Below are 25,172 nucleotides of genomic sequence, written 5' to 3' on the forward strand. Positions count from 1 at the left end.
CGTGTCGCTGCCACCCCTGGTCGAGCCAGCTTCTGAGCTCACCGTAGACGAGGTCCGCAGGTACTCCCGCCACCTGATCATCCCGGACGTCGGGATGGACGGGCAGAAGCGGCTGAAGAACGCCAAGGTGCTCTGTGTGGGCGCCGGCGGCCTGGGCTCGCCGGCGCTGATGTACCTGGCCGCCGCGGGTGTCGGCACCCTCGGCATCGTGGAGTTCGACGAGGTCGACGAGTCGAACCTGCAGCGCCAGATCATCCACAGCCAGGCCGACATCGGCCGCTCCAAGGCGGAGTCCGCCCGTGACTCCGTCCTCGGCATCAACCCGTACGTGAACGTGGTCCTGCACGAAGAGCGGCTCGAGGCCGAGAACGTGATGGACATCTTCAGCCAGTACGACCTGATCGTCGACGGCACGGACAACTTCGCCACCCGCTACCTGGTCAACGACGCGTGCGTGCTGCTCAACAAGCCGTACGTCTGGGGCTCGATCTACCGCTTCGACGGCCAGGCCTCGGTCTTCTGGTCCGAGTACGGTCCCTGCTACCGCTGCCTCTACCCGGAGCCCCCGCCGCCGGGCATGGTCCCCTCCTGTGCCGAGGGCGGCGTGCTGGGCGTGCTGTGCGCGTCCATCGGCTCCATCCAGGTCACCGAGGCCATCAAGGTCCTCACCGGCACCGGTGAGCCCCTGGTCGGCCGTCTGATGATCTACGACGCCCTGGAGATGCAGTACCGCCAGGTCAAGGTCCGCAAGGACCCGAACTGCGCGGTCTGCGGCGAGAACCCGACCGTCACCGAGCTCATCGACTACGAGGCCTTCTGCGGCGTCGTCTCCGAGGAGGCCCAGCAGGCGGCGGCCGGCTCGACGATCACTCCCAAGCAGCTCAAGGAGTGGATCGACGACGGCGAGAACATCGAGATCATCGACGTCCGCGAGCCGAACGAGTACGAGATCGTCTCCATCCCGGGCGCCAAGCTGATCCCGAAGAACGAGTTCCTCCTCGGCACCGCCCTGGAGGGCCTGCCGCAGGACAAGAAGATCGTCCTGCACTGCAAGACGGGTGTCCGCAGCGCGGAGGTCCTCGCGGTCCTGAAGTCCGCGGGCTTCGCGGACGCCGTCCACGTCGGCGGCGGCGTCATCGGCTGGGTCAACCAGATCGAGCCGTCGAAGCCGGTCTACTGAGTACAGGCTCCGCCGAGGGCGGGGGCCTCGGGCACGACAGGTGCCCGGAGCCCCCGCCTTCGTCATGAGCAGACCTTGCCGTCCTTCGGGACCGTGCCGTCCAGCAGATAGGCGTTGACCGTCGAGTCCACGCAGTCGCTCCCGCTGCCGTACGCCCCGTGCCCCTCGCCCTTCCAGGTCAGCTCGACCCCGACGCCCTTGCCCAGTTCGTCCGCCATCCTCCGGGCGCCCTCGTACGGCGTCGCCGGGTCGCCGGTGTTGCCGACCAGCAGGATCGGGGCCGCCCCCGGGGCGCTGACCTCCGGGGTGTCGTACTCCCCGGCCGCCGGCCAGTCGTGGCACCAGCCGGCCGTGTCCCAGCCCAGGAAGTCCCCGAACACGGGCGAGATCTCCTCGAACTGAGGCAGCAGCTTCTTCGTCTGGGCGAGCGTCGGCCGCTGCTTGTCGTCCAGGCACGATATGACCCGCTGGGAGTGCGTGGTCGTGCCGTAGTGCCCCGAGGAGTCCCGCTCGTTGTACTGGTCCGCGAGCGACAGCAGCTCCGAGCCGTCGCCCTCCTCGGCCGCCCGCAGCGCACTGGTCAGCGTCGGCCAGCTGTCCTGGCTGTACAGCGGCAGGACGATGCCGGTGACCGCGAGCGTCTGGGTCAGCTTCCGCCCGGAGGACGTCGGCAGCGGCTTCGCGTCGAGCCGGGTCAGCAGGTCCACGATCTTCTGCGAACCCTGCTCCGGGTCCTGCCCGGTGGACTTCAGATAGTCGTCCAGCGCCCGCTGGAAACCCTGGGCCTGGTTCTTCGCGTGACCGACCGAGTCCGCGGTCGGGTCGACCACCGCGTCCAGGATCAGCCGCCCCACCTTCTTCGGGAACAAGTGGGCGTACACGCCGCCCAGTTCGGTGCCGTAGGAGATGCCGAAGTAGTGCATCTTCGAGTCCCCGAGTACCTGGCGCATCAGGTCCATGTCGCGGGCCGTGTCGGTCGTCGAGACATGCGCGATCAGCTGCCCGGCGGCCTTCTCGCAGCCCTTGCCGAAGTCGGCGGCGTCCTGGAAGTACGCCGTCTCCTCCGCCGGCGTGTCCGGTGTCGCGTCGATCGGCTCGGCGGCCTGGATGGCCTTGTCGCTGCGGCAGCGGATCCCCTCGCTGGCGCCCACCCCGCGCGGATCCCAGCTCACCAGGTCGTACCGCTCACGCAGGGCGGAGACGGTGGTCGCGTAGTACGGCATCATCGAGATGCCGGAGCCGCCTGGACCGCCGAAGTTGAAGAGCAGCGAGCCGATCCGCTTGCCCGAACCGCCGCTCGCCTGCGCCCGGATCAGCGCCAGCCCGATGGTCTCCCCGTCCGGCTTCGCCCAGTCCAACGGCACCTTGAGCGTCGCGCACCGCCACTCGTCACCGGGCGCGGTGGAGTCGGAAGTGGCCTTGCAGCGGCTCCAGTCGAGTTTCTGGGAGGTGAGGGAGGCGGGCAGCGCGGCCGAGCCCGTGGCGCTGGACGTGGCGGCCGACGGCTGCCCGGACGAGGCCTTCCCCTCCTCCGTGCCCCCATCCGACGACCCGCCACTGCATCCGGCCATGAGCAGCCCCGCGGCGACAGCGGCCGCCCACCGTACACATCGCAACATGCGCGCACACCCCCCACACAGGCTCTCCGCACATTCGCCGCGGAAAGCGGTCTGGTCATAGTAGGCGGAGCGGGCGACGACCGTCGCAGCCTGTGGATAACCTTTTGACCTGCGGTTTTATGGTCTTTCGGAATTCGGGGCTGGTCAACGGACGGTCAGGTGCAGACCGTTCCGGCCTTCGGTACCGTCCCCTCCAGCAAGTAGCCGTTCACGGCCGCCTGCACGCACTTGTTCTTGCTGTCGTACGCCCCGTGCCCCTGCCCCTTGTACGTCAGCTCCACCCCGACGCCCTTCCCGAGCGCCTCCACCATCTTCCTCGCCCCCTCGTACGGTGTGGCCGGATCCCCGGTGTTGCCCACGACCAGGATCGGTGCCGAGCCGGGCGCGCTGACGTCGGGATGGTCGGCCGCGCCGGGCACCGCCCAGTTGGTGCAGCTGACCATGCCCCAGGCGAGGTAGTCGCCGAACAGCGGGGACGCGGCGCGGAACGTGGGAAGTCTCTGCTGGACGTAGTCGGCGGTGTACCGCGGCTTCTCGTCGGCGCAGTTGATGGCGATGTTCGCCGCCGTGATGTTGCTGTACTCGCCGTTCTGGCTGCGGCCGTTCATCGAGTCGGACAGCAGCATCAGGATCTTCCCGTCGCCGTCGTACGCCTCCTCCAGGCCCTCGGTGAGGTACTCCCAGAAGTCCTTGGAGTACAGGGACTGGGCGATGCCGTTGGTGGCGGCGGTCTGGGTCAGCATGCGGGGGAGGATGCCGGGGATCGGCTTCTTGTCGAGGTCCGCGAGGAGCTTGGCGATACGGTCCTTCACGTCCTGCGGGGTGTCGCCGATCGGGCACTCGGTCGTCTTCGAGGTGCAGTCCTGTGCGAAGTTGTCGAGCGCGAGCTGGAAGCCCTTGGCCTGCCCGAGCGAGCTCTCCTCCGGGTTCTGGGTGGGGTCGACGACGGCGTCGAGGACGGCCCGGCCCACGTTCTTCGGGAAGAGGTGGGCGTAGACGCCGCCGAGTTCGGTGCCGTAGGAGATGCCGAAGTAGTGCAGCTGTCTGTCGCCGAGCACCTGGCGCATCAGGTCCATGTCGCGGGCGGCGTCGGTGGTGGGCACGTGCGGCAGGATCGTCTTGGAGTTCTTCTCGCAGGCGGAGTTGAACTGCTTGGTGCGGTTGATGAGCTGGGTGCGCTCGGCGCTGGTGTCAGGCGTTCCGTCCTGCTGGAAGAAGTCGTCGAGCTGGGCGTCGTTCTCGCACTCCACCGGATCGCTGCGGCCGACTCCGCGCGGGTCGAAGCTGACCAGGTCGTAGCGGGTGCGCAGGGCCGCGTAGTCCTCGCCGAAGGCGGGGAGCGTGGTGACGCCGCTGCCGCCGGGTCCGCCGAAGTTGAAGATCAGGGAGCCGATCCGCTTGTCCGCGGCGCCGCTGGCCCTGGCGCGGATCAGCGCGAGCCCGATCGTGGCGCCCTTCGGTTTCGACCAGTCCAGGGGCGCCCTCATGGTGGCGCACTGCCAGTTGCCGCCGCCGGGCAGCGGCGACGGGGTGTCGCCGCCACCCTCCGCCTCGTCGGGGGCCGGGCAGTCCTTCCAGTCCAGCTTCTGTGCCGTCAGATCCCCGTCCTTGGAACCGTCGCTGCACCCGGTCAGCACGGAGGACAGCACCAGGGCGGTGGTCAGGGCGGCGACGCGGATCCGGAGGGGGTTCGGCATGCTCCCATCCTGCGGTCGCCCACGGTCACGCGCGCGGGGCGCGAGCCGTACGAGGTACGACCCTAGAGCGCGCCCTTGCGTGTGAGGTGGTTGAAGGCCAGCCAGCCCGGCAGGACCGGCAGCCACAGGGTCAGCAGCCGGTAGAGCAGCACGGCGGGGGCCGCGACCTCCTTGGGGAGGCCGACGGCGATCAGGCCGACGGTCAGGGTCGCCTCGACCGCGCCGACACCGCCCGGGGTGGGGGCCGCGGAGCCGAGCGCGTTTCCGGCGAGGAAGACGACGGCGACACTGGCGATGCTCAGCGAGGTCGACTCGTCGCCGAACGCGCGGATGGAGGCGTCCAGGCACATCACGAAGCAGGCGGTCAGCAGCAGCATGCCGCCGATGCCGGTGACGAGCTTCTGCGGCCGCTGCAGCACGTCCAGCATGCGCGGCACGACACCCGCGAAGAGCGACCGCACGCGCGTGACGAGGAACTTCCGCAGGAGCGGCACCGAGGTCACCACGAGGACCAGGACGGCGACGGTCAGCAGGCCCGCGATGACCGTGCGGGACGGGGACAGCGAGGGGGTCTTCTCGGTACCGGTGAGATAGCCGAAGGACAGCAGCATCAGGATGTGGCAGCCGAGTCCGAACAGCTGTGAGGCGCCGACGCTCGCGACCGCCAGCCCGGGGCGCACGCCGGCGCGCTGCAGGAAGCGCGTGTTGAGGGCGACACCGCCGACGGCGGCCGGTGCCACGATCTTCACGAAGGAGCCGGCCACCTGCGCCGCCACGGTCCGTACGAACGGCACCCGCTCGGGCACGAACCCGAGCAGCGCCATCGCGGCGGCGACGTAGCTGAGCGCCGAGAACGCCACCGCGGCGAGCACCCAGCCCCACTGGGCCTGCGCGAACAGGGTGTCGAACTCGATGTGGGTGAGCTGCGTGAGCAGGTAGTACGCGCCGACCGCACCGGCCATGAAACTGATCAGCGTGCGCGGCCGGACCCGCTCCAGACGCGCCGGCTCGACGGGGGCCTGCGGTCTGATCCGCAGCACCTGGTGCCGGATCTGGGTGAGCAGGTCCTCCTCGCGCGCCTCGTCCAGGGCCTCGTCGAGTGCCCGCTTCTCGGCCCGCTGCTCGGCTCGCACCGTCTTCTTGTCGGGCTTCTCTACCGACTCCTCCAGGCGGGCCTGCTTGGCCTGCCTGGACGCCTCCAGGACCGCGTCGCGCTCGCGCTGGGCGCGCTCCCTGGCGAGTCTGCGCAGCGTCGCGCGCGTGGAGCGGGTGAGCGCGATCGGCTGGAGCATCGGCAGACAGTCGGCGACGGCGTCGGGGCCGAGGACACCGACCGCCGAGGCCACCGCCCGCTCGGCACCCACCCGCAGACCGAGCGTGGTGACCAGCTGGGCGATGTCCATGCGCAGCAGCAGCTCGCCGGCCGCGATCTCACCGCCGCGCAGGTCGGTGAGGATCACCGTGCCGGAACGGTCCACGAGGATGGCGTCTCCCGCGAGCCTGCGGTGCGCGATCCGGCGCGACTGCAACGCCGCCACCTGGTGCCAGGTGTTGCGCAGCAGTTCGTCGGTGATCTCCTCGTCGGCCAGCGAGTCCAGGGTGCGGCCGCCGGTGTGCTCGTAGACGAGCATCACCGCGTCGGGGCCCAGCTCGGAGGTGGCGATCAGCTTCGGGGCGTTGGCGCCGGCCGCGATCGCCGCGTACGCCAGCAGTGCCTCCTGCTCCAGGGCCTGGCGCAGGGACTGCAGGCTGGAGCGGGTGGCGAAGCCGCGCAGGGTCAGATTGCGCCACGCGCGGTAGAAGAATCCCTGGGCCTGCTGTTCCCGGTCGACGACCGTGACGTCCAGCGGCGGGCCGTCCTCCAGGGTGACGAAGTAGCGTCGGCCCCGGTCGCCGTTCTCGCTGTCCAGGGCCTCCTCGCGGGCCGCGCCGACCGGGTGGAAGCCGACGTGCCGCAGGCCCGCCAGCAGGGTCCGCCCGGTGGGGCGGACGTTGGGGGAGCCGACCGCGTACAGCGTGCCGTAGGCGACGGTCCAGCCGATCAGCACCGTGAGGATGATCGAGAAGGGTGTCGTGTACCCGGTGACCAGCATGGAGAACGCGTCGAGCATCAGCACGATCCACAGGACCGCGCGCCATCTCGGCCGCCGGGACATGCCGACGGCCGTCATATAGGCGATGACGGGCGCGAGATAGCCGTGCACGGGGTCGGTGAGGGCGTGGATGTCGCCGGGGGAGGGCTGGGTGAGCGCCTCCTGGATCGAGTCCGGGGCGGCTCTCGCCACCCACAGGTCGGTGGCGAGGGTCACTCCGTGCGCGAGGACGGCCGCGAGCACGCCGTCGGCGATGCGCAGCCCGTCCCGCTTGATCAGCCGCTCGATCGCGAACGCGACCGGCACCAGCAGGATCGCGATGCTGGAGGCCAGCCCCGCGAACCTGATCAGCAGGTCGGGGGCCTGTCCGGTGCCCTTGTTGATGTCCTGTTCGAGCCCGGAGGTGGTGCCGTGCGCGAACGCGGCGATCCCGAGCAGCACGGCGATGGCGAGCACGCCGACCAGCAGACGCATGAGGTCGGAGGGGCGGTGCACGCGTGCGGGGAGCAGCGGTTCGTCGCCCTCCACCTCGTCGGTGTGCATCTCGTCCGGCACGTGTTCCGCCTCGGAGACGTCGGGTTCGGCGGCGGTGTCGGGGCGCGCGTCGTCGTCCGGGTCCACGGCGTCCCGGCCCTCGGCGTCCGGGCGTGCGGCGGCGTCAGAGGTGCCCGCCGCTCTGTCGGGGTGCACGCCCTGCTGCTCGGTCGTCTCTTCTTGATCTCGTATCACCAGTCACCGCCCGCACGATGGTGGCATGCCCCACCGACACCGGAGGGCATCAGGGTGCAGATGCGGGGGCGCACAGTCTGCCCCAAGCGCCGCGAGAGGGCGAGACGGCGGCCGGACGCGCACCGCGCCCGGTTGTCGGTGGGGTGCGGCAGGATGGGGCGAATGAGCGAGCAGAGCCTTCCCGAGGACACCCGAGAGGGGTACGCGGACGAACTGCCCGAGTACGCCGAGCGGGTCCTGGAGGTCGCCGAGCGGATCCCGCCGGGGCGCGTGATGACGTACGGCGACGTCGCGGAGTGGCTGGACGAGGGCGGACCGCGCCAGGTCGGGCGTGTGATGTCGCTCTACGGCGGTGCCGTCCCGTGGTGGCGTGTGGTGCGCGCCGACGGAGTCCTGCTCCCGGGGCACGAGCTGAGTGCGCTGGATCACTACCGCGCGGAGGGCACGCCGCTGAAGGAGGCGGGCAGGGCTGCGGAGGGCCATCTGCCGCGGCTCGACATGAGGCGGGCGCGGTGGGACGGCGGCGCGGACACGGAGGCTCACACCTGACAGCTTCCGCCATCCGAGGCCCTCGGGGGGAACCGGTGGCCCGTACGAGGGACAGCGGGGACGTCCGTGGCATGACGTACGTTCGTGAGATGTGGGGCGCGGGTGCCGCGGGGGGCGTAGGTGCCGCCCGAGGCGGACGGGAAGAATCGGAAGCCCTGCTTCCGTCCGGTTCGTCGGCGTAGCGTCGGCTGCGCGTGTCCCGCTCACCCCGCGGCCACCACTCCGCACGCGCGACCGCGCACCGACCAGCACACCCACCAGGACCGGCGAACCACGTGAGCTCCTCTTCCTCCACCAGGCGCCTGCCGCACCTCCCGGTGCGGCAGGGGAGCCGTGGCGCTTACCGACTGGTCCGTACCCCGCCGGCCGACATGGATCCCCCTCCTCTGGACGCGGCACAGCGCGCCGTGGTTGACCACGGGTCCGGTCCGCTGCTCGTCCTCGCGGGCCCCGGCACCGGAAAGACCACCACCCTGGTCGAGTCGGTGGCCTCGCGCATCGCCCGGGGCGGGGACCCCGAGCGGATCCTGGTCCTGACGTTCAGCCGCAAGGCCGCCGTCGAGCTGCGCGACCGGATGGCCCTGCGGGTGGGTGCCGCCCGCGCGCCCCGGGCGACCACCTTCCACTCGTACTGCTACGCCCTGGTCCGCTCACATCAGGACAGCGGCCGGTTCGTGGACCCGCTGCGGCTGCTGTCCGGCCCCGAGCAGGACGTCGCCGTCCGCGAGCTGCTGGCCGGCCAGCCCGACCTGGAACGGCTCGGGCTGAACCATGTGCGCTGGCCGGACGAGCTGCGCGCCTGCCTGACCACCCGCGGCTTCGCCGACGAGGTCCGCGCGGTCCTCGCCCGCAGCCGCGAACTGGGCCTGGACCCGGCCGCCCTGGACGCCTTCGCCCGCCGGATCGGCCGCCCCGACTGGCGGGCCGCGGCCGCCTTCCTCGCCGAGTACCTCGACGTCCTCGACCTGCAGGGCGTCCTCGACTACGCCGAACTCGTCCACCGTGCGGTGCTGCTCGCCCACCGTCCCGAGGTCGCCCTGGACCTCGCGGGGCGGTACGACGCCGTGTATGTCGACGAGTACCAGGACACCGACCCGGCGCAGGTGCGCCTGCTGCAGGCCCTGGCCGGCGGCGGCCGCACCCTGGTCGCGTTCGGCGACCCGGACCAGTCGATCTACACGTTCCGGGGCGCCGACGTGAACGGCATCCTGGACTTCCCGTCGGCCTTCGCGCGCGTGGACGGCCGTCCCGCCCCCGTCGAGGTGCTCCGCACCTCCCGCCGGGCCGGCGGCGGCCTGCTGGCCGCGACCCGCCTGCTGACCCGGCGGATGCCGCTGACCCGGCTGCCCGCCGCCCAGGTGCGCGCCCACCGCGAGCTTGCCGCCGCGCGGGACGGCGGCCGGGTCGAGGTGTACACGTACCCGACGTCCGGTACCGAGCTGGACAACATCGCCGACATCCTGCGCCGCGCCCACCTGGAGGACGGTGTCCGCTGGAGCGACATGGCCGTCCTGGTACGCGCCGGATCCGCCACCATCCCCACGGTCCGCCGCGCCCTCACCGCGGCCGGCGTGCCCCTGGACATCGACGGCGACGACGTACCGCTGCGCCACGAGCCCGCGGTGGCGCCCCTGCTGACGGCGCTCCGCGCGGTGGCGGAGGCCGACGCGGCGCAGGACGCGGACGAGGGCGCCTGCTGGCTCGACACCGAGACCGCGCTCACCCTGCTCACCTCCCCCCTCGCCGGCATGGACGCGGCCGACCTGCGCCGCCTCGGCCGCGCCCTGCGCGACGAGGAGCGGGCGGCCGGCAACGCGCTCCCGCCGCCCTCGGACGAACTGCTCGCGCGGGCGCTCGCCGAGCCCGAGCGCCTGGCCGTCCACGACCCCGGATACGCGCGCGGTGCCCAGCGGCTCGGCGCCCTGCTCGGCAGGGCCCGGGAGCGCCTGGCGGGCGGCGGTACGGCCGAGGAGGCGCTGTGGGTCCTGTGGAACGGCACACCGTGGCCCTCGCGTCTGGAACGCTCCGCCCGGCGCGGCGGCGCGGCCGGCCGCAACGCCGACCGTGACCTGGACGCCGTGTGTGCCCTGTTCGCCACCGCCGCCCGCGCGGAGGAGCGCAGCGGCGGCCGGGGCGCGCTGAACTTCCTGGCCGAGATCGAGGCCGAGGACATCGCCGCCGACACCCTCGCCGGGCGCGCGGTACGCCCCGATGCCGTCCGTCTGATGACTGCGCACCGCTCCAAGGGCCTTCAGTGGCGCCTGGTCGTCGTCGCCGGCGTCCAGGAGGGCCTGTGGCCGGACCTGCGCCGTCGCGGCTCGCTCCTGGAGGCCGACCGCATCGGCCGCGACGGACTCGCCGAACCGCTCACCCCCGGCGCGCTGCTCGCCGAGGAGCGCCGGCTGTTCTACGTCGCCGCCACGCGCGCGCGGGAACGCCTCGTCGTCACCGCGGTGAAGGCCCCCGCGGACGACGGCGACCAGCCCTCCCGGTTCCTCACCGAGCTGGGCGTCGAGCCCCAGGACGTCACCGGACGGCCCCGCCGCCCGCTCTCCGTGGCCGCCCTGGTCGCCGAACTGCGCGCGACCACCGTCGACCCGCGCGCCTCCGACGCCCTCCGGGAGGCCGCCGCCCGCCGTCTGGCCCGGCTGGCCGCGCTCGCCGACGAGGACGGCCGCCCCCTGGTGCCGTCCGCTCATCCCTACCGCTGGTGGGGCATGTTCGAGCCCACCGAGAGCAAGGTGCCGCTGCGCGACCGGGACCAGCCCGTCGTGCTCTCCGGCAGCGCCCTCGACCAGCTCGCCAACACCTGCTCCCTCCAGTGGTTCCTGGGCCGCGAGGTGAAGGCCGACGCGCCCGCCACCACCGCGCAGGGCTTCGGCAACGTCGTGCACGTCCTCGCCGACGAGGTCGCCTCCGGACGCACCCCCGCCGACCTCGCCGTCCTCATGGAGCGCCTGGAGTCGGTGTGGAACGCGCTCGCCTTCGACGCCCCCTGGAAGTCGGCCCAGGAGAAGGACAACGCGCGCGTGGCGCTCGAACGCTTCCTGAAGTGGCACGTCCTGGACCGCGCCGAACGCACCCCGGTCGCCAGCGAGCAGGACTTCGACGTCACCCTCGGCGCGGGCGACTACGAGGTGCGCATCCGCGGCCAGATGGACCGGGTGGAGGCGGACGGCGAGGGCCGCGCGTACGTCGTCGACTTCAAGACCGGCAAGCAGGCGCCCAGCGCGGCCGAGGTGGCCCGGCACCCGCAGCTCGCCGTCTACCAGCTCGCGGTCCGCGAGGGCGCCGTGGACGAGGCCTTCGACGGCGTCCGGCCCGAACCCGGCGGCGCCGAACTGGTCCACCTCAGACAGGGCGCCCCCCAGCGCGACGGCGGCGAGACCCTGCCCAAGGTGCAGGCGCAGGAGCCGCTGGAGGGGGAGTGGGTCGGCGAGCTGCTGGCCACCGCCGCCGGCAAGGTCCTCGACGAACGGTTCACCCCGACCACCGGCCAGCACTGCACGCACTGCGCCTTCCGGGCCTCCTGCAGCGCGCGGCCGGAGGGGCGGCACGTGGTGGACTGAGCGCTGGTTCCTCGATTGTCAGTGCCCGCCGCTAGCCTCTTTCCTCATGCCCGCCCTCATCACCGACCCCGAGCAGCTCAAGGAGCTCCTCGGTATCCCGTTCACCCCGGAGCAGACGGCCTGCATCACCGCGCCGCCCGCCCCGCAGGTGATCGTGGCCGGAGCCGGATCGGGCAAGACGACGGTGATGGCGGCCCGCGTGGTCTGGCTGGTCGGCACCGGACAGGTCGCCCCGGAACAGGTCCTCGGCCTGACCTTCACCAACAAGGCGGCCGGCGAACTCGCCGAACGCGTCCGCAAGGCACTCGTGAAGGCCGGCGTCACCGACCCCGACGTCATCGACCCCGACCACCCGCCCGGCGAGCCGGCCATCTCCACCTACCACGCCTTCGCGGGCCGGCTGCTGACCGACCACGGCCTGCGCATCGGCCTGGAGCCGACCTCCCGGCTGCTCGCCGACGCCACCCGCTTCCAACTGGCCGCACGCGTGCTGCGCGAGGCCCCCGGCCCCTACCCGGCCCTCACCCGCTCCTTCGCCGACCTGGTCAGCGACCTGCTCACCCTCGACTCCGAACTCGCCGAACACCTGGTACGCCCAGAGGACCTGCGCACCTGGGACGCCGGGCTGCTGAACACCCTGGCGGGCGTCCGGCTCGGCAACGCCGACCTGCGCAAGGTGCCCGAGACGGCCGCCGCCCGCCGTGAACTGGCCGAACTCGTCCACCGCTACCGGTCCGCCAAGCGCGAGCGGGACCTGCTCGACTTCGGCGACCAGATCGCGCTGTCCGCGGCACTGGCCGGCCTCCCCGAGGTGGGCCGGCTGCTGCGCGAGGAGTTCCGGGTCGTCCTCCTCGACGAGTACCAGGACACCTCGGTCGCCCAACGCGTGCTCCTGGCGGGCCTGTTCGGCGGCGGCACCGGCCACCCCGTGACCGCGGTCGGCGACCCCTGCCAGGCCATCTACGGCTGGCGCGGCGCCTCCGTCGCCAACCTCGACGACTTCCCCGAGCACTTCGCCCACGCCGACGGCCGCCCCGCCACCCGTCAGGCGCTCAGCGAGAACCGCCGCAGCGGCGGCCGCCTCCTCGACCTCGCCAACGGCCTCGCCGAGCCGCTGCGCGCCCTGCACGCGGGCGTGGAAGCCCTCCGCCCCGCCCCGGGCGCCGAGCGGGACGGCACGGTCCGCTGCGCCCTGCTGCGCACCCACGCCGAGGAGATGGCCTGGATCGCCGACTCGGTCGCCCACCTCGTCCGCACCGGCACGGCACCCGGCGAGATCGCGGTCCTGTGCCGGACGGCCACCGACTTCGCGGAGATCCAGGGCGCTCTGGTCGCCCGCGACATCCCCGTGGAGGTGGTCGGCCTCTCCGGGCTGCTGCACCTGCCCGAGGTGGCCGATCTCGTCGCCGTCTGCGAGGTCCTCCAGGACCCCGGGGCCAACGCCTCCCTGGTCCGGCTGCTGACCGGCCCGCGCTGGCGCATCGGCCCCCGCGACCTCGCCCTCCTCGGCCGCCGCGCCCGGCTGCTGGTGGCCCACGCGCGCGTGGGCGACGCCGACGACCCGGACCGCCGGCTCGCCGAGGCCGTCGAGGGGGTCGACCCCTCCGAGGTGATATCGCTCGCGGACGCCCTCGACACCTTCCTGGAGCTACCGCTCGGCATCGAGCAGGCGGACGACGGGCTGCCGTTCTCGCCGGACGCGCGCGTGCGCTTCGCCCGCCTGGCCACCGAACTGCGCGAGCTGCGCCGCTCCCTGTCCGACCCGCTCATGGACGTCCTGTACCGGGTCCTCGCGGTCACCGGCCTGGAGGTGGAGCTGTCGGCGTCCCCGCACGCGCTGGCCGCCCGCCGCCGCGAGACGCTGTCCAACTTCCTGGACGTCGCCGCCTCCTTCGCGGCCGGCGACCAGGAGGCGACCCTGCTCGCCTTCCTCGGCTTCCTGCGCACCGCCGCCCAGTACGAGAAGGGCCTGGACAACGCCCTGCCCGGCGGCGAGAACACCGTCAAGGTGCTCACCGCGCACAAGTCCAAGGGCCTGGAGTGGGACGTCGTCGCCGTCCCCGGACTGGTCAAGGGAACCTTCCCGAGCAGCCAGGGCCGGGAGAGGTGGACCGCCCAGGCCAAGGTGCTCCCGCACGCCCTGCGCGGCGACGGGGACACCCTGCCCGACGTCGAGGCCTGGGACTCGCGCGGCATGAGGGCCTTCCACGAGGCCATGAAGGACCACCAGCACACCGAGGAACTCCTCCTCGGCTATGTCACCTTCACCCGCCCGCGCTCCCTGCTCCTCGGCTCCGGCCACTGGTGGGGCCCCAACCAGAAGAAGCCGCGCGGCCCCTCCGACTTCCTTCAGGCGCTGTACGAGCACAGCGTCGCCGGACACGGCGAGATCGAGGCCTGGGCCGACGAACCGGAGGAGGACGAGGAGAACCCGGCCCTGCACGCGGCGAGCGCCGACCAGGTGTGGCCGCTGCCCCTGGACGACGCCGCCCTGGCCCGCCGCCGCGCGGCCGCCGAGACCGTCCTCGCCCACCTGGACGCACTCACGGCGGAGACCGACGGAGGGGTCCCCGCCGACCACGACCCCGCCGCTCACGAGGACCCGGACTGGCCCCCGCCGCCCGAGGACGAGGACGTCCCCTACGGCGAGGACGTCCCTTTCGGCGAAGCCGCCCCCTACGCGGACGGCCTCCCGGGCGAGGACTCCGCCGACTGGGACTCCTGGAGCACCGACCGACCCACGGTCCCGCACCAGACCGCGCCCGCCGAGCGCACGCCCCCGCGCACGCCGGAGCACGAGCGTGCCCTCCCCACCTCCGCGGCCGCCTTTACTCCCGAGGCCCGCCTCACTCCCGAGGAGGCCCGCGCCATCGCCTCCTGGGACCGTGACCTCGACGCGCTCGCCGGCGAGCTGCTGCGCGCCCGCCGGAGCGTCACGGACGTCCCGCTGCCGGCGACCCTCTCCGCGACCCAGCTGATGCGGCTGGCCGAGGACCCGGACGGGCTCGCGCAGGAACTCGCCCGCCCCATGCCGCACCCTCCGCAACCGGCCGCGCGCCGGGGCACCCGCTTCCACGCCTGGGTCGAGGCGCGCTTCGAAGAGCTCACGCTGCCCATGCTCGACCCCGACGAGCTGCCCGGCAGCGACGCGGAGATCGCCGACGAGCGGGACCTCGAAGCCCTGAAGGAGGCCTTCGAACGCACCGAGTACGCCCACCGCACGCCCTACCGCGTCGAGGCCCCCTTCCAGCTCTCCCTCGCCGGCCGGGTCGTCCGGGGCCGTATCGACGCGGTCTACCGGACGGGGCAGGGCGACGCGGCGACGTACGAGATCGTCGACTGGAAGACCAGCCGCACCCGGCTCGCCGACCCGCTCCAGCTGGCGATCTACCGGATCGGCTGGGCCGAGCAGCAGGGCGTGCCGCCCGAGTCGGTCACGGCCGCGTTCGTGCACGTCCGTACCGGCGAGATCGAACGACCGGAGGGGCTGCCGGACCGGGCCGGACTGGAAAGGCTGATCGTCGGACAAGCCGAGTGTGACGAACCGCCCGCCGAGGATGTCGGTCCGGGCCGATAGGCTCGTGACCATGAGCCAGACCCCGGACAGCGCTGTCCGTACGTACATCGAGCAGCATCGCGCCGCCTTCCTCGACGACCTCGCCGAATGGCTGCGCATCCCGTCGGTGTCGGCCCAGCCCCACCACGCCCCCGATGTACGCCGCAGTGCCGACTGGCTCGCCGCCAAGCTCACGGAGACCGGCTTCCCGACCACCGAGGTCTGGGAGACACCCGGCGCCCCGGCCGTCTTCGCCGAGTGGCCCGCGGGCGACCCCGAGGCACCCACGGTCCTCGTCTACGGCCACCACGACGTGCAGCCCGCCGCCCGTGAGGACGGCTGGGACAGCGACCCCTTCGAGCCGGTCGTCCGGGAGGACCGCCTCTACGCGCGCGGGGCGGCCGACGACAAGGGCCAGGTGTTCTTCCACACACTCGGCGTCCGCGCCCACCTCGCCGCCACCGGCCGCACGGCCCCCGCGGTCCACCTGAAGCTGCTGATCGAGGGCGAGGAGGAGTCCGGCTCCCCGCACTTCCGGGCGCTGGTCGAGCAGCACGCCGAGCGGCTCGCCGCCGACGCCGTGATCGTCTCGGACACCGGCATGTGGTCCGAGGACACCCCCACGGTGTGCACGGGCATGCGCGGGCTCGCCGAGTGCCAGATCGTCCTGCACGGCCCCGACCAGGACATCCACTCCGGCGCCTTCGGCGGTGCCGTCCCCAACCCGGCCACCGTGGCCGCCCGCCTGGTCGCGGCCCTGCACGACGAGCACGGGCGCGTGGCCGTTCCCGGCTTCTACGACGGCATCGTCGAGCTCGGCGACCGGGAGCGGCAGCTCTGGGCCGAGCTGCCCTTCGACGAGCAGAGCTGGCTGCGCGAGGCGCACTCGTACGCCACCGAGGGCGAGGCCGGGCACACCACGCTGGAGCGCATCTGGGCTCGCCCCACCGCCGAGGTCAATGGCATCGGCGGCGGCTACCAGGGCCCCGGCAGCAAGACGATCATTCCGTCCTCGGCCCTGCTGAAGCTGTCGTTCCGGCTGGTCGCCGGACAGGAACCCGACCACATCGAGAAGATCGTCCGTGCCTGGGCCGACAACCGGATCCCCGCCGGGATCCGCGCCGAGATCACCTTCCTGCCCGCCACCCGCCCGTGCCTGACCCCGCTCGACCACCCCGGCCTCCAGTCACTGGCCCGAGCCATGGGCCGGGCCTTCGAGAGCCCCATCAGATTCACCCGTTCGGGTGGCTCCGGTCCCGCCGCGGATCTGCAGGACGTCCTCGCCGCCCCCGTCCTCTTCCTGGGTATCTCCGTCCCCTCCGACGGCTGGCACGCCCCGAACGAGAAGGTCGAGCTGGGCCTTCTCCTCAAGGGCGTCGAGACCAGCGCCTACCTGTGGGGCGACCTTGCGGAGAACTGGCGCCATGCCCCCTGAGCCGTCGGCGCCGTCCGGAGCGGTACCGCGCGCGGGGCACACTGGAAGAACCGCCCCGCCCGCCCCCGCCCCACCCGGTCTCCTCCCGCCCTTCGTCCCGCTGAACCGCCCACTGAAACAACCGTTGCACTGGGGGAGTTGGAAGCACCCGTGACCACCTGGACCGACCACACCGCCGATCGACCCATCTCGCTCACCGCCCCGAGCGGCATCGACCGCGCCGCCCACCACCGGCTCGACGAGGCCTGGCTCGCGGCGGCGTGGAGCCACCCCGACACCCGCTGCTTCGTGGTCTCCGGCGGTCAGGTCCTCATCGACGAGACGCCCGACGGCCGCACCGAACTCGTCATGACCCCCTCCTTCGAGGCCCCCCTCACCGAGGCGCACCGCTACTTCCTCGGCACCGACGAGGACGGCGTAAGCTACTTCGCCCTCCAGAAGGACGCCCTGCCCGGCCGCATCGACCAGTCCGCGCGGCCCGCGGGCCTGCGCGAGGCCGGGCTGCTGCTGTCACCCCGTGACGTCGGCCTGATGGTGCACGCGGTCGGCCTGGAGAACTGGCAGCGCACCCACCGGTTCTGCTCCCGCTGCGGCGAGCGCACGGTCATCGCCGCCGCCGGCCACATCCGCCGCTGCCCCGCCTGCGGCGCCGAGCACTACCCGCGCACCGACCCCGCCGTGATCATGGCCGTCACCGACGAGGACGACCGCATCCTGCTCGGCCGCCAGGTCCACTGGCCGGAGGGCCGCTTCTCCACGCTCGCCGGTTTCGTCGAGCCCGGCGAGTCCATCGAGCAGGCGGTGCGCCGCGAGGTCTCCGAGGAGGTCGGAGTCACCGTCGGCCCGGTCGAGTACGTCGCCAGCCAGCCCTGGCCGTTCCCGTCCAGCCTCATGCTCGGCTTCATGGCCCGCGCGACCACGACCGAGATCGACGTCGACGGCGACGAGATCCACGAGGCCCGCTGGTTCTCCCGCGACGAACTCGGCGCCGCCTTCGACTCCGGCGACGTCCTGCCGCCGTACGGCATCTCCATCGCGGCCCGCCTGATCGAGATGTGGTACGGAAAGCCGCTGCCGACGAGGAGCTTCGTCTGAGACGGCCCGCGATGACCGCCGAGACGTACTGGAACCACAACGTCCACTACCACCCCGTGGTGCTGGACGCCGTACCGGACGGCTGCCGTGCCGCCCTGGACGTCGGCTGCGGCGACGGCCTGCTGGCCGCCAGGCTCGCGGCCCGGGCGGAGACGGTGACCGGCGTGGACCGGTCGGCGGAGATGATCCGGCAGGCGCGCAAGCGGGACATCGGGAACGCCACCTTCGTGGAGGGCGACTACCTCGGCGGCGCCTCCCTCGACGAGGGCGGCTACGACTTCGTCAGCGCCGTCGCCGTCATCCACCACTCCCCGTTCGACGACGCGATCGACCGGCTGGTGGAACTGCTCGCGCCCGGCGGCCGGCTGGTCGTCGTCGGGCTGGCCGACAACCACACCACCCTGGACTGGGTGATCAGTGGCTGCGGGGTCCCGGCGAGCCTGCTGGCCGCGCGTCGGCACGGGGGCAAGGAGGATCCGGCCGACATGCCCGTCGAGGACCCGATCATGAACTGGGGCGAGGTCAAGCGGTCCACCGCCCATCGCCTCCCCGGACGCCACTACCGGCGTCGGCTGCTGTGGCGCTACACGGTGGTGTGGGACAAACCACGCTGACGACGCACTGATACGCGCGAAGGCGGTCCCTGATCAAGCCAGGGACCGCCTTGTCGCAGAAAAACCTACGCGTTGACCTTCTGCTTCACCTGGGCCAGCGAAGGGTTCGTCAGCGTCGAGCCGTCGGCGAAGAGTACCGTCGGGACCGTCTGGTTTCCGCCATTCGCCTTCTCCACGAACGCGGCCGAATCGGGGTCCTGCTCGATGTTGATCTCGGTGTACGCGATGCCCTCGCGGTCCAGCTGGCTCTTCAGCCGACGGCAGTAGCCGCACCACGTGGTGCTGTACATCGTCACAGTGCCCTGCATCTCGCTCGCGCTCCTTCGGCAGGTCGGGGAAGCTCATCCAGGAGAGGAACGTACGCGACCCGTCCGCCATTCCCGCAGCACCGGCCCCGAGTGACGCCTGCCGCATTAGTACGACTGCGAGGGGCTGCCTGTGGACAACCGGCACAGCCGTCTCCGGCGACCTGGCAGCATGGCGGTGTGACAGCAGCAACGCACTCCTCCCTCTTCCCGCAGGCACCGGAGTCGGCCGACGCGGTGCTCGAAGGGCTCGACCCCGAGCAGCGCGAGGTGGCCACCGCCCTGCACGGTCCGGTGTGTGTGCTGGCCGGAGCCGGTACCGGCAAGACCCGGGCGATCACCCACCGGATCGCCTACGGGGTGCGGGCCGGCATCCTCCAGCCGTCCAGCGTGCTCGCCGTCACCTTCACCAACCGCGCCGCCGGGGAGATGCGCGGCCGGCTCCGCCAGCTCGGCGCCCAGGGCGTCCAGGCCCGCACCTTCCACTCGGCCGCGCTCCGCCAGCTCCAGTTCTTCTGGCCGAAAGCGATCGGTGGCTCCCTGCCCCGACTGGTCGACCGCAAGATCCAGCTCGTCGCCGACGCGGCCACCGCCTGCCGCATCCGCCTCGACCGCGGCGAGCTGCGGGACGTCACCGCCGAGATCGAGTGGTCCAAGGTCACCCAGACCGTCCCCGCCGACTATGCGCCGGCCGCCGCGAAGGCCGGCCGAGAGTCCCCCCGGGACCCGGCCGAGATCGCCCAGATCTACTCCGTCTACGAAGCCCTCAAGCGTGACCGCGCGGTCATCGACTTCGAGGACGTCCTGCTGCTGACCGTCGCCGTCCTGCAGGACCGGCACGACATCGCCGACCAGGTCCGCGCCCAGTACCAGCACTTCGTCGTCGACGAGTACCAGGACGTCAGCCCGCTCCAGCAGCGTCTGCTGGAACTGTGGCTCGGCGACCGCGACAGCCTGTGCGTCGTCGGCGACGCCAGCCAGACCATCTACTCGTTCACAGGAGCAACCCCCGACCATCTGCTCGACTTCCGTACCCGCCACCCCGGGGCCACCGTCGTCAAACTGGTCCGCGACTACCGCTCCACACCCCAGGTCGTCCACCTCGCCAACGGGCTGCTGGCCCAGGCCCGCGGCCGCGCCGCCGACCACCGCCTGGAGCTGATCTCCCAGCGCCCCGCCGGACCCGAGCCCGTCCACACCGAGTACACCGACGAGCCTGCCGAGGCCGAGGGCGCAGCCCGTCGCATCCGGGAACTCGTCGACTCCGGGGTCCCGGCCGCCGAGATCGCCGTGCTCTTCCGGACCAACGCCCAGTCCGAGACCTACGAGCAGGCGCTCGCCGACATCGGAGTGCCCTACCAACTGCGGGGCGCCGAGCGGTTCTTCGACCGGCCCGAGGTGCGCAAGGCCGGTGTCGCCCTGCGCGCCGCGGCCCGTTTCGGTGGCAACGACGCACTGCTCGACGACACCGTGGACCTGCCCTCCCAGGTGCGCGCGGTCCTCTCCGGGGAGGGCTGGACCACCACGCCCCCGGCCGGTTCCGGCGCGGTCAGGGAACGCTGGGAGTCGCTCGCCGCCCTGGTCAATCTCGCCCAGGACGTCGCCGCCGCGCGGCCGACCGCCACCCTCGCCGACTTCGTAGCGGAACTCGACGAGCGGGCGAACGCCCAGCATGCCCCGACCGTCCAGGGCGTCACCCTCGCGTCGCTGCACTCGGCGAAGGGCCTGGAGTGGGACGCCGTCTTCCTGGTCGGGGTCGCCGAGGGCATGATGCCGATCACCTATGCGAAGACCGACGAACAGGTCGAGGAGGAACGCCGTCTCCTCTACGTCGGCGTGACCCGCGCGAGGGAACGGCTGTACGTCTCCTGGTCCCTCTCCCGCACCCCCGGCGGCCGGCCCAACCGCAGGCCGAGCCGGTTCCTGGACGGCCTGCGCCCCGGCTCCACCGGCACCGTCGGCCGCGGTGGCGGCGCCGGCACCGGGGGCGTCGAACGCGGCTTCTCCGGCAGCCCCGGTGCAGCCGCGCCCCGGCGCACCCAGCGCACCCCGGCCCGCTGCCGGGTCTGCGGGCGCACCCTCACCGACGCCGGTGAGATGAAGCTGATGCGCTGCGACGGCTGTCCGTCCGACATGGACGAGGGGCTCTACGAGCGGCTGCGCGAATGGCGCGCCGACCAGGCCCGGCTCAGCGGTCAGCCCGCCTTCTGCGTCTTCACCGACCGGACGTTGATGGCCATCGCCGAGAGCGCTCCGGACGACGATCGCGAACTGGCCCGCATCCCCGGCGTCGGCATGCGCAAGCTCAACCGTTACGGCGCCGATGTTCTGGCCATCTGCGCAGGCCAGGAGCCCGGGGGAGACCCGGCGGGCGACTGATGAGAACTCGTCGAAAAAATAGTTTGCGCATGCCCCAGCAATCCCCATAGGTTCTAGGCACGGAAGCGGCGGCCTTCTCGAAGGCCCGGTTCCGTGATGTACTTGCATATCCGAAGGACTGGCTCAACCCCAGTCCCTTAGACGCCGAGAGGAGGCGAGTCCAGTGATCAGCATCAAGACCAACATCAGCGCGGCCAAAATGACCGATCTCTCGGCCGTCTCCGTGTGCATGCTCGGCGTCTCGAACCTGGGCACCGGTCTGTCCGGCATTCCTGCCGTGCGTCCGGCGTCCTCCGTTTCTCTCGCGGGTCTTCCTGTCCGTGAGCGCGATGAGCGACCGACTGAGGCACTGGAAGCAGTAGCGGCACAGGCCAAGGCCTATGCCTTTACGGCAGCCGGTGCCGGAAGCCGGAAGCAGACGACGCAGCACCACCTGATGTGGGCCTTCCGTGGGCCAGAACCCTGGAGTGATCCAGCCTGATCGATCAGGCCGGCGCCTTCAGGGCCGCGGAACCCCATCCGGGATCCGCGGCCCTTCTGTTTTCCCCGAACGGGGAGAGCGGAGCGAAGGGGCCTCGGGGCAAGAGCAGAACCCGGTACCAGCCGCCAACCGGTCCAACCCGACCGGCACGACCAGACGAGGAACAACAACCGTGCAACTCGAAGCGCACGCCCCGTCCGTACCGCCTTCCGAAACGATCCCCCCGCCCGGCCTCACGGAGGACTCCACCTTGATCCCGCTCACCGCGCTCACCGCGCTCGACGACGCCATCGAGAACCTCGGCGTACCCGTCCCCTGCCGGTCCTACGACCCGGAGGTCTTCTTCGCCGAGACGCCGGCGGACGTCGAGTACGCCAAGTCCCTCTGCCGCACCTGCCCGCTGATCGAGGCCTGCCTCGCCGGCGCCAAGGAGCGGCGTGAGCCCTGGGGTGTCTGGGGTGGCGAGCTGTTCGTCCAGGGTGTCGTCGTCGCCCGCAAGCGGCCCCGTGGCCGCCCGCGCAAGAACCCGGTCACGGCATGAACATCCTCGGAACGATCGACCGCCCCCTCACGCACGACCCCAAGAAGCAGGCCCCGATGAAGCCGTCCACCAGCGAGCCCGCCGGCTCCGCGACTCCAGACTTCACCTCCGCCGGTATCACCACCGGCTCGCGTCAGAACAGGACCCGAGAGATGCAACTCATCCCAGAAGCCTTGGCTCGTGCGCATATGCACGAGCGACTGCACGAGGCCGAGCGGGAACGCCGGGCGGTTCGCCTGGTGACCGCTCGCCGGATGCAGCGCAGGGCCGAGCGCGCCTCGATGCGTGCCCGCCGTGCGCTCGCCATGGCCGTCATGCAGTGACCCAGCACACCTGAAGCGGTGGCCTCCCGATCCCGGGAGGCGAAAGCTCCCCGCGGGGGCCGGTCCGGCCGAACGGACCGGCCCCCGCGGTGCGTTGTGCGCTCGGATCGGCGCCGCGGAGTTATCGTCGCCTGGTGACGAGTCTTCCCGGAGGCAGTGATCACGGCGGCTCCGCCACGGAGCCCCACCCGCTCGCGTGCGCGCGCTGCGGCACCCCGGCCGACGTCCCCCATCCCACCACCTGGACCTGCTCCGTGGAGAACGGCGTCCGTCAGTTCTTCTGCGACACCTGCTCCAGGGAGAACCTCCGCGCGATCGAGGGCCGGCTCGACTCGTCCTGGTGGTGACCCCTGCCCCTACTGCGCTTCCAGGGCCGCCCCCGCCGTGTCGGCCGCCTCGGCTTCCTCGGCCGCCGCGAACTCCTCGTACTCGTCGTACGCGTCGAGGTCCTCGGGCACGAAGCCGGGCAGCCATGCCTCCAGTTCCTCCCGCAGCCGTACCGTCGCGCCCAGCTGGCACAGCACACCGATGGTGCTCAGGGTCACCCGGTGTATCAGCAGGTAGGCCGGCGGCAGGTTGAGCTGTTTGCCCAGCTGGTGGGCGGGGTTGCGGGGGTCGGCGATACGGGCCGCCTGGCTGCGCATCCAGTTCCGGGTGAACGTGAACTCGTCGACCTGGGCCGGCTCGATGATCGGCAGCAGATAGTCCAGGACGGCGTCGGGGTCCAGCTCTATGGACTCCTTGACGAACCCCTCCGTGCGCAGCAGCTCGTAGACGGCCTCGGCGTCACCGTCCAGCGTCATCCGCAGGGAGTCGCCGATCGGGGCGGGCAGGCCGCCGGCGAGGCGGTCGACCGTGCCGAAGTCCAGTACGCCCAGACGCCACTCCTCCTCGTCCTCCGGCTCGGCCGGCAGCAGACGGAAGTTGCCCGGGTGGGGGTCGGCGTGCAGCAGGCCGGTGCGGGCGGGGCCCGAGAACAGGAACCGGGCCAGCAGCTGACCGGCCCGGTCGCGCTGCTCCTGGGTGCCCTCCGAGATGATCTCGGAGAGCGGTATCCCGTCCATCCACTCCGTGACCAGGACCTGTTCGCACTGGTGCACCACCGCCGGGACCACCACGTCGGGGTCGTCCTCGAACTCCTCCGCGTGCGCCGCCTGGGCCTGCGCCTCCAGGGCGTAGTCCAATTCCTCCGAGACCCGGTCGCGCAGCTCCGCGATCAGCGGCTTGATGTCCATCCCGGGGATCAGCGGACCCAACAAGCGGGCGAAACGACTCAATTGCCCCAGGTCGGACAGGAGGGCCTCGCCCGCTCCCGGGTACTGCACCTTGACCGCGACCTCACGGCCGTCGTGCCACACCGCACGGTGCACCTGGCCGATCGAGGCCGCCGCCGCGGGCTTCTCCTCGAACTCCATGAAAAGCTCCCGCCAGTCCTCTCCGAGCCGCTCGGTGAGCACGGCGTGCACGGTGCGGGTCGGCATCGGTGGCGCGGCGTCCTGGAGTTTGGTGAGGGCCGCCCGGTAGGGGCCGGCGATCTCCTCCGGGAGGGCGGACTCGAAGACGGACATGGCCTGCCCGAACTTCATGGCCCCTCCCTTCAACTCGCCGAGGACTTTGAAGAGTTGCTCCGCCGTGCGCTGTTGCAGCTCGCGGCCGACGATCTCCGCGGACTCGCCCACGATGCGCTTGCCCAGACCCCAGGTCGCCCGGCCGGCGAAGCCGAGCGGGAGCGCGGCGAGCTTGGCGGTCCGGGTGACCGCCTTCCGGGGAAGATCAGACATGCGCCCTCCAAGTCCCAGTCGGCCGCGCCGCGTCCGTGTGCTCTCGTCGCTCCGCCGACGGCCGTTGCACCACCATTGTCTCGTGTCGATCCCCGTTGGTTGAGGAGTGTTCCCCCTTAGCTTTCTCCGCCGCGCCGCACGGGCATGCGGGATGAGGCCAGACCGGTCGCGCGTGCCAGTGCAGCGTGGGCACGGACGCCTCCCAGCGCACTCCTGTACCGGCCGGTGACTCCCCGTCGAGAAAGGCGAGGGCATGTGCGGCGGCCAGTCCGGCCACGGCCGTCGCCAGCGTCAGATCGCAGGCGCCCACCCGGCGGGCCTGACCGGAACGCCACTGGGCGACCAGGCGCGGCCAGGCCGGGTCCCGGTCCGTGCGGTGCTCGTGCAGACAGCGGGCGCAGCCCGTCCCGCCGGGCAGGACGAGCGGGCCGACGACACCCGTGCCCTCCACCACGCCCGTGTAGAGGTGAGGAGTCCCCGAGGCCATGAGCGGCTCGGCGGCGAGCGCGTCCGGGGCGTGCACCAGGACGTCGTCGCGCGGGGCGACGACCACCAGGGAGAGGCCGGGCTCCTCGGCCGCCGGGTCCGGGCGGCGCGGCGGGCGGTCCGGGGCCGCCCGGCGGACGACCCGGCGCGCGGCCTCGTCGCGGCGCTCGCCGATCGCCTCCGCGGGGAGTCCGCCCGGTGCCACGTCCCACGGCTGGACCCGGCCCACGTCGCGCACGTCGACCTCCCCGACCCCCGCACCCGACAGCAGCGCGGCCAGCGTGACCCCGACCCGGCCCGCACCCCGCACCTGCACCCGCAGCGCACGCCGGGCCGCCAGCCGGCCGAGCGCACCGCCCGGCTCCGGAGTGATCAGCGAGAGCGACGCCAGATCGGGGCCCAGCCGGTCCAGGACCTCCTTCTTCGCGCGCAACGCCTGCGCCGCCGGCCCGCCGCCGTGCGGGTCGTCGACGAGACCGGCCCGCGACAGCCGCTCCACCAGCGCGTCGACCTGCCCGTCCGGCAGGTCCATGCGCCGCCCCTCCGCGCGCAGCAGCGCCAGCCCCCGGGCGCCGTCGAGCAGGTCCAGGAAGCTGCCGGTCGCCGTGTCCATCGGCCCGAGTGTCATGGCGTGCGCCGGGGTCATCCCGAACTGCACGGTGTTGAGATCACGCCAGCCGCGCCGGAGCGCGGACTTCACCAACGGATGCATGACAGGCCCCCGTAACTGTCGAAAGGTC

Annotated in this window: 18 protein-coding genes; 12 read left to right on the top strand and 6 right to left on the bottom strand. The window is 72.2% G+C overall.

Annotation, left to right across the window (positions count from 1 at the left end):
- Nucleotide 1 precedes the first annotated feature (1 nt).
- Nucleotides 2–1,180, top strand: a complete 1,179-nt coding sequence (gene moeZ, locus ACFZDK_RS04470; protein ID WP_181805304.1) for an adenylyltransferase/sulfurtransferase MoeZ — start codon at nt 2–4, stop codon at nt 1,178–1,180.
- 62 nt (nt 1,181–1,242) lie between these two features.
- Here moeZ and ACFZDK_RS04475 read toward each other — a convergent pair whose 3' ends face one another.
- The 3 genes from ACFZDK_RS04475 to ACFZDK_RS04485 all read right to left on the bottom strand — a co-directional run bounded on the left by ACFZDK_RS04475 (nt 1,243) and on the right by ACFZDK_RS04485 (nt 7,318).
- Nucleotides 1,243–2,799 carry an alpha/beta fold hydrolase gene (locus ACFZDK_RS04475; protein ID WP_390969631.1) on the bottom strand — a complete coding sequence of 519 codons (1,557 nt, stop codon included), beginning with the start codon at nt 2,797–2,799 and terminating at the stop codon, nt 1,243–1,245.
- A gap of 155 nt (nt 2,800–2,954) precedes the next feature.
- Nucleotides 2,955–4,496 carry an alpha/beta fold hydrolase gene (locus ACFZDK_RS04480; RefSeq protein WP_390969633.1) on the bottom strand — a complete coding sequence of 514 codons (1,542 nt, stop codon included), beginning with the start codon at nt 4,494–4,496 and terminating at the stop codon, nt 2,955–2,957.
- Between the two features lie 62 nt (nt 4,497–4,558).
- Nucleotides 4,559–7,318 carry a lysylphosphatidylglycerol synthase domain-containing protein gene (locus tag ACFZDK_RS04485; RefSeq protein WP_390969635.1) on the bottom strand — a complete coding sequence of 920 codons (2,760 nt, stop codon included), beginning with the start codon at nt 7,316–7,318 and terminating at the stop codon, nt 4,559–4,561.
- A 162-nt stretch (nt 7,319–7,480) separates the two neighbouring features.
- On the opposite strand from ACFZDK_RS04485, the gene ACFZDK_RS04490 reads away from it, so the two are divergent.
- The 6 genes from ACFZDK_RS04490 (at nt 7,481) to ACFZDK_RS04515 (ending at nt 18,136) form a co-directional block, all read left to right on the top strand.
- A complete protein-coding gene (locus ACFZDK_RS04490; RefSeq protein ID WP_390969637.1) occupies nt 7,481–7,867 on the top strand; it encodes an MGMT family protein in 387 nt (128 codons plus the stop codon).
- Nucleotides 7,868–8,142: 275 nt separating this feature from the next.
- Complete coding sequence (locus ACFZDK_RS04495; protein WP_390969639.1) at nt 8,143–11,436, top strand: UvrD-helicase domain-containing protein; 3,294 nt, start codon at nt 8,143–8,145, stop codon at nt 11,434–11,436.
- 46 nt (nt 11,437–11,482) lie between these two features.
- A complete protein-coding gene (locus tag ACFZDK_RS04500) occupies nt 11,483–15,013 on the top strand; it encodes a UvrD-helicase domain-containing protein (RefSeq protein WP_390969641.1) in 3,531 nt (1,176 codons plus the stop codon).
- A 10-nt stretch (nt 15,014–15,023) separates the two neighbouring features.
- Nucleotides 15,024–16,427, top strand: a complete 1,404-nt coding sequence (locus tag ACFZDK_RS04505; protein WP_390969643.1) for a dipeptidase — start codon at nt 15,024–15,026, stop codon at nt 16,425–16,427.
- A 150-nt stretch (nt 16,428–16,577) separates the two neighbouring features.
- Nucleotides 16,578–17,522, top strand: a complete 945-nt coding sequence (gene nudC / locus ACFZDK_RS04510; protein WP_365686631.1) for an NAD(+) diphosphatase — start codon at nt 16,578–16,580, stop codon at nt 17,520–17,522.
- Nucleotides 17,523–17,533: 11 nt separating this feature from the next.
- Nucleotides 17,534–18,136, top strand: coding sequence for a methyltransferase domain-containing protein (locus tag ACFZDK_RS04515; RefSeq protein ID WP_390969645.1), 603 nt, complete (start codon nt 17,534–17,536; stop codon nt 18,134–18,136).
- A gap of 65 nt (nt 18,137–18,201) precedes the next feature.
- Here ACFZDK_RS04515 and ACFZDK_RS04520 read toward each other — a convergent pair whose 3' ends face one another.
- Entirely contained in the window at nt 18,202–18,444 is a 243-nt protein-coding gene (locus ACFZDK_RS04520) for a mycoredoxin (RefSeq protein ID WP_390969647.1), read from the bottom strand.
- 177 nt (nt 18,445–18,621) lie between these two features.
- On the opposite strand from ACFZDK_RS04520, the gene ACFZDK_RS04525 reads away from it, so the two are divergent.
- From ACFZDK_RS04525 to ACFZDK_RS04545, 5 genes are all read left to right on the top strand, one after another.
- On the top strand, nt 18,622–20,820 hold the full coding sequence (locus tag ACFZDK_RS04525) for a UvrD-helicase domain-containing protein (RefSeq protein ID WP_390969650.1): 2,199 nt from the start codon (nt 18,622–18,624) through the stop codon (nt 20,818–20,820).
- 163 nt (nt 20,821–20,983) lie between these two features.
- Complete coding sequence (locus ACFZDK_RS04530; protein ID WP_390969652.1) at nt 20,984–21,301, top strand: hypothetical protein; 318 nt, start codon at nt 20,984–20,986, stop codon at nt 21,299–21,301.
- A 172-nt stretch (nt 21,302–21,473) separates the two neighbouring features.
- Complete coding sequence (locus tag ACFZDK_RS04535; RefSeq protein WP_355715805.1) at nt 21,474–21,842, top strand: WhiB family transcriptional regulator; 369 nt, start codon at nt 21,474–21,476, stop codon at nt 21,840–21,842.
- Nucleotides 21,839–22,165: a hypothetical protein gene (locus tag ACFZDK_RS04540; RefSeq protein WP_355715807.1), complete on the top strand. Its 327-nt coding sequence runs from the start codon at nt 21,839–21,841 to the stop codon at nt 22,163–22,165. The genes ACFZDK_RS04535 and ACFZDK_RS04540 overlap by 4 nt, the downstream gene beginning before the upstream one ends.
- A 134-nt stretch (nt 22,166–22,299) precedes the next feature.
- Complete coding sequence (locus ACFZDK_RS04545; protein WP_390969655.1) at nt 22,300–22,512, top strand: hypothetical protein; 213 nt, start codon at nt 22,300–22,302, stop codon at nt 22,510–22,512.
- 9 nt (nt 22,513–22,521) lie between these two features.
- Here ACFZDK_RS04545 and ACFZDK_RS04550 read toward each other — a convergent pair whose 3' ends face one another.
- Nucleotides 22,522–23,946, bottom strand: a complete 1,425-nt coding sequence (locus tag ACFZDK_RS04550) for an AarF/UbiB family protein (protein ID WP_390969657.1) — start codon at nt 23,944–23,946, stop codon at nt 22,522–22,524.
- Nucleotides 23,939–25,144, bottom strand: a complete 1,206-nt coding sequence (locus ACFZDK_RS04555) for a TOMM precursor leader peptide-binding protein (protein WP_390969658.1) — start codon at nt 25,142–25,144, stop codon at nt 23,939–23,941. The genes ACFZDK_RS04550 and ACFZDK_RS04555 overlap by 8 nt, the downstream gene beginning before the upstream one ends.
- Between the last annotated feature and the right edge of the window lie 28 nt (nt 25,145–25,172).

It is taken from the genome of Streptomyces sp. NPDC007901, assembly GCF_042959465.1.
GTDB lineage: Bacteria > Actinomycetota > Actinomycetes > Streptomycetales > Streptomycetaceae > Streptomyces.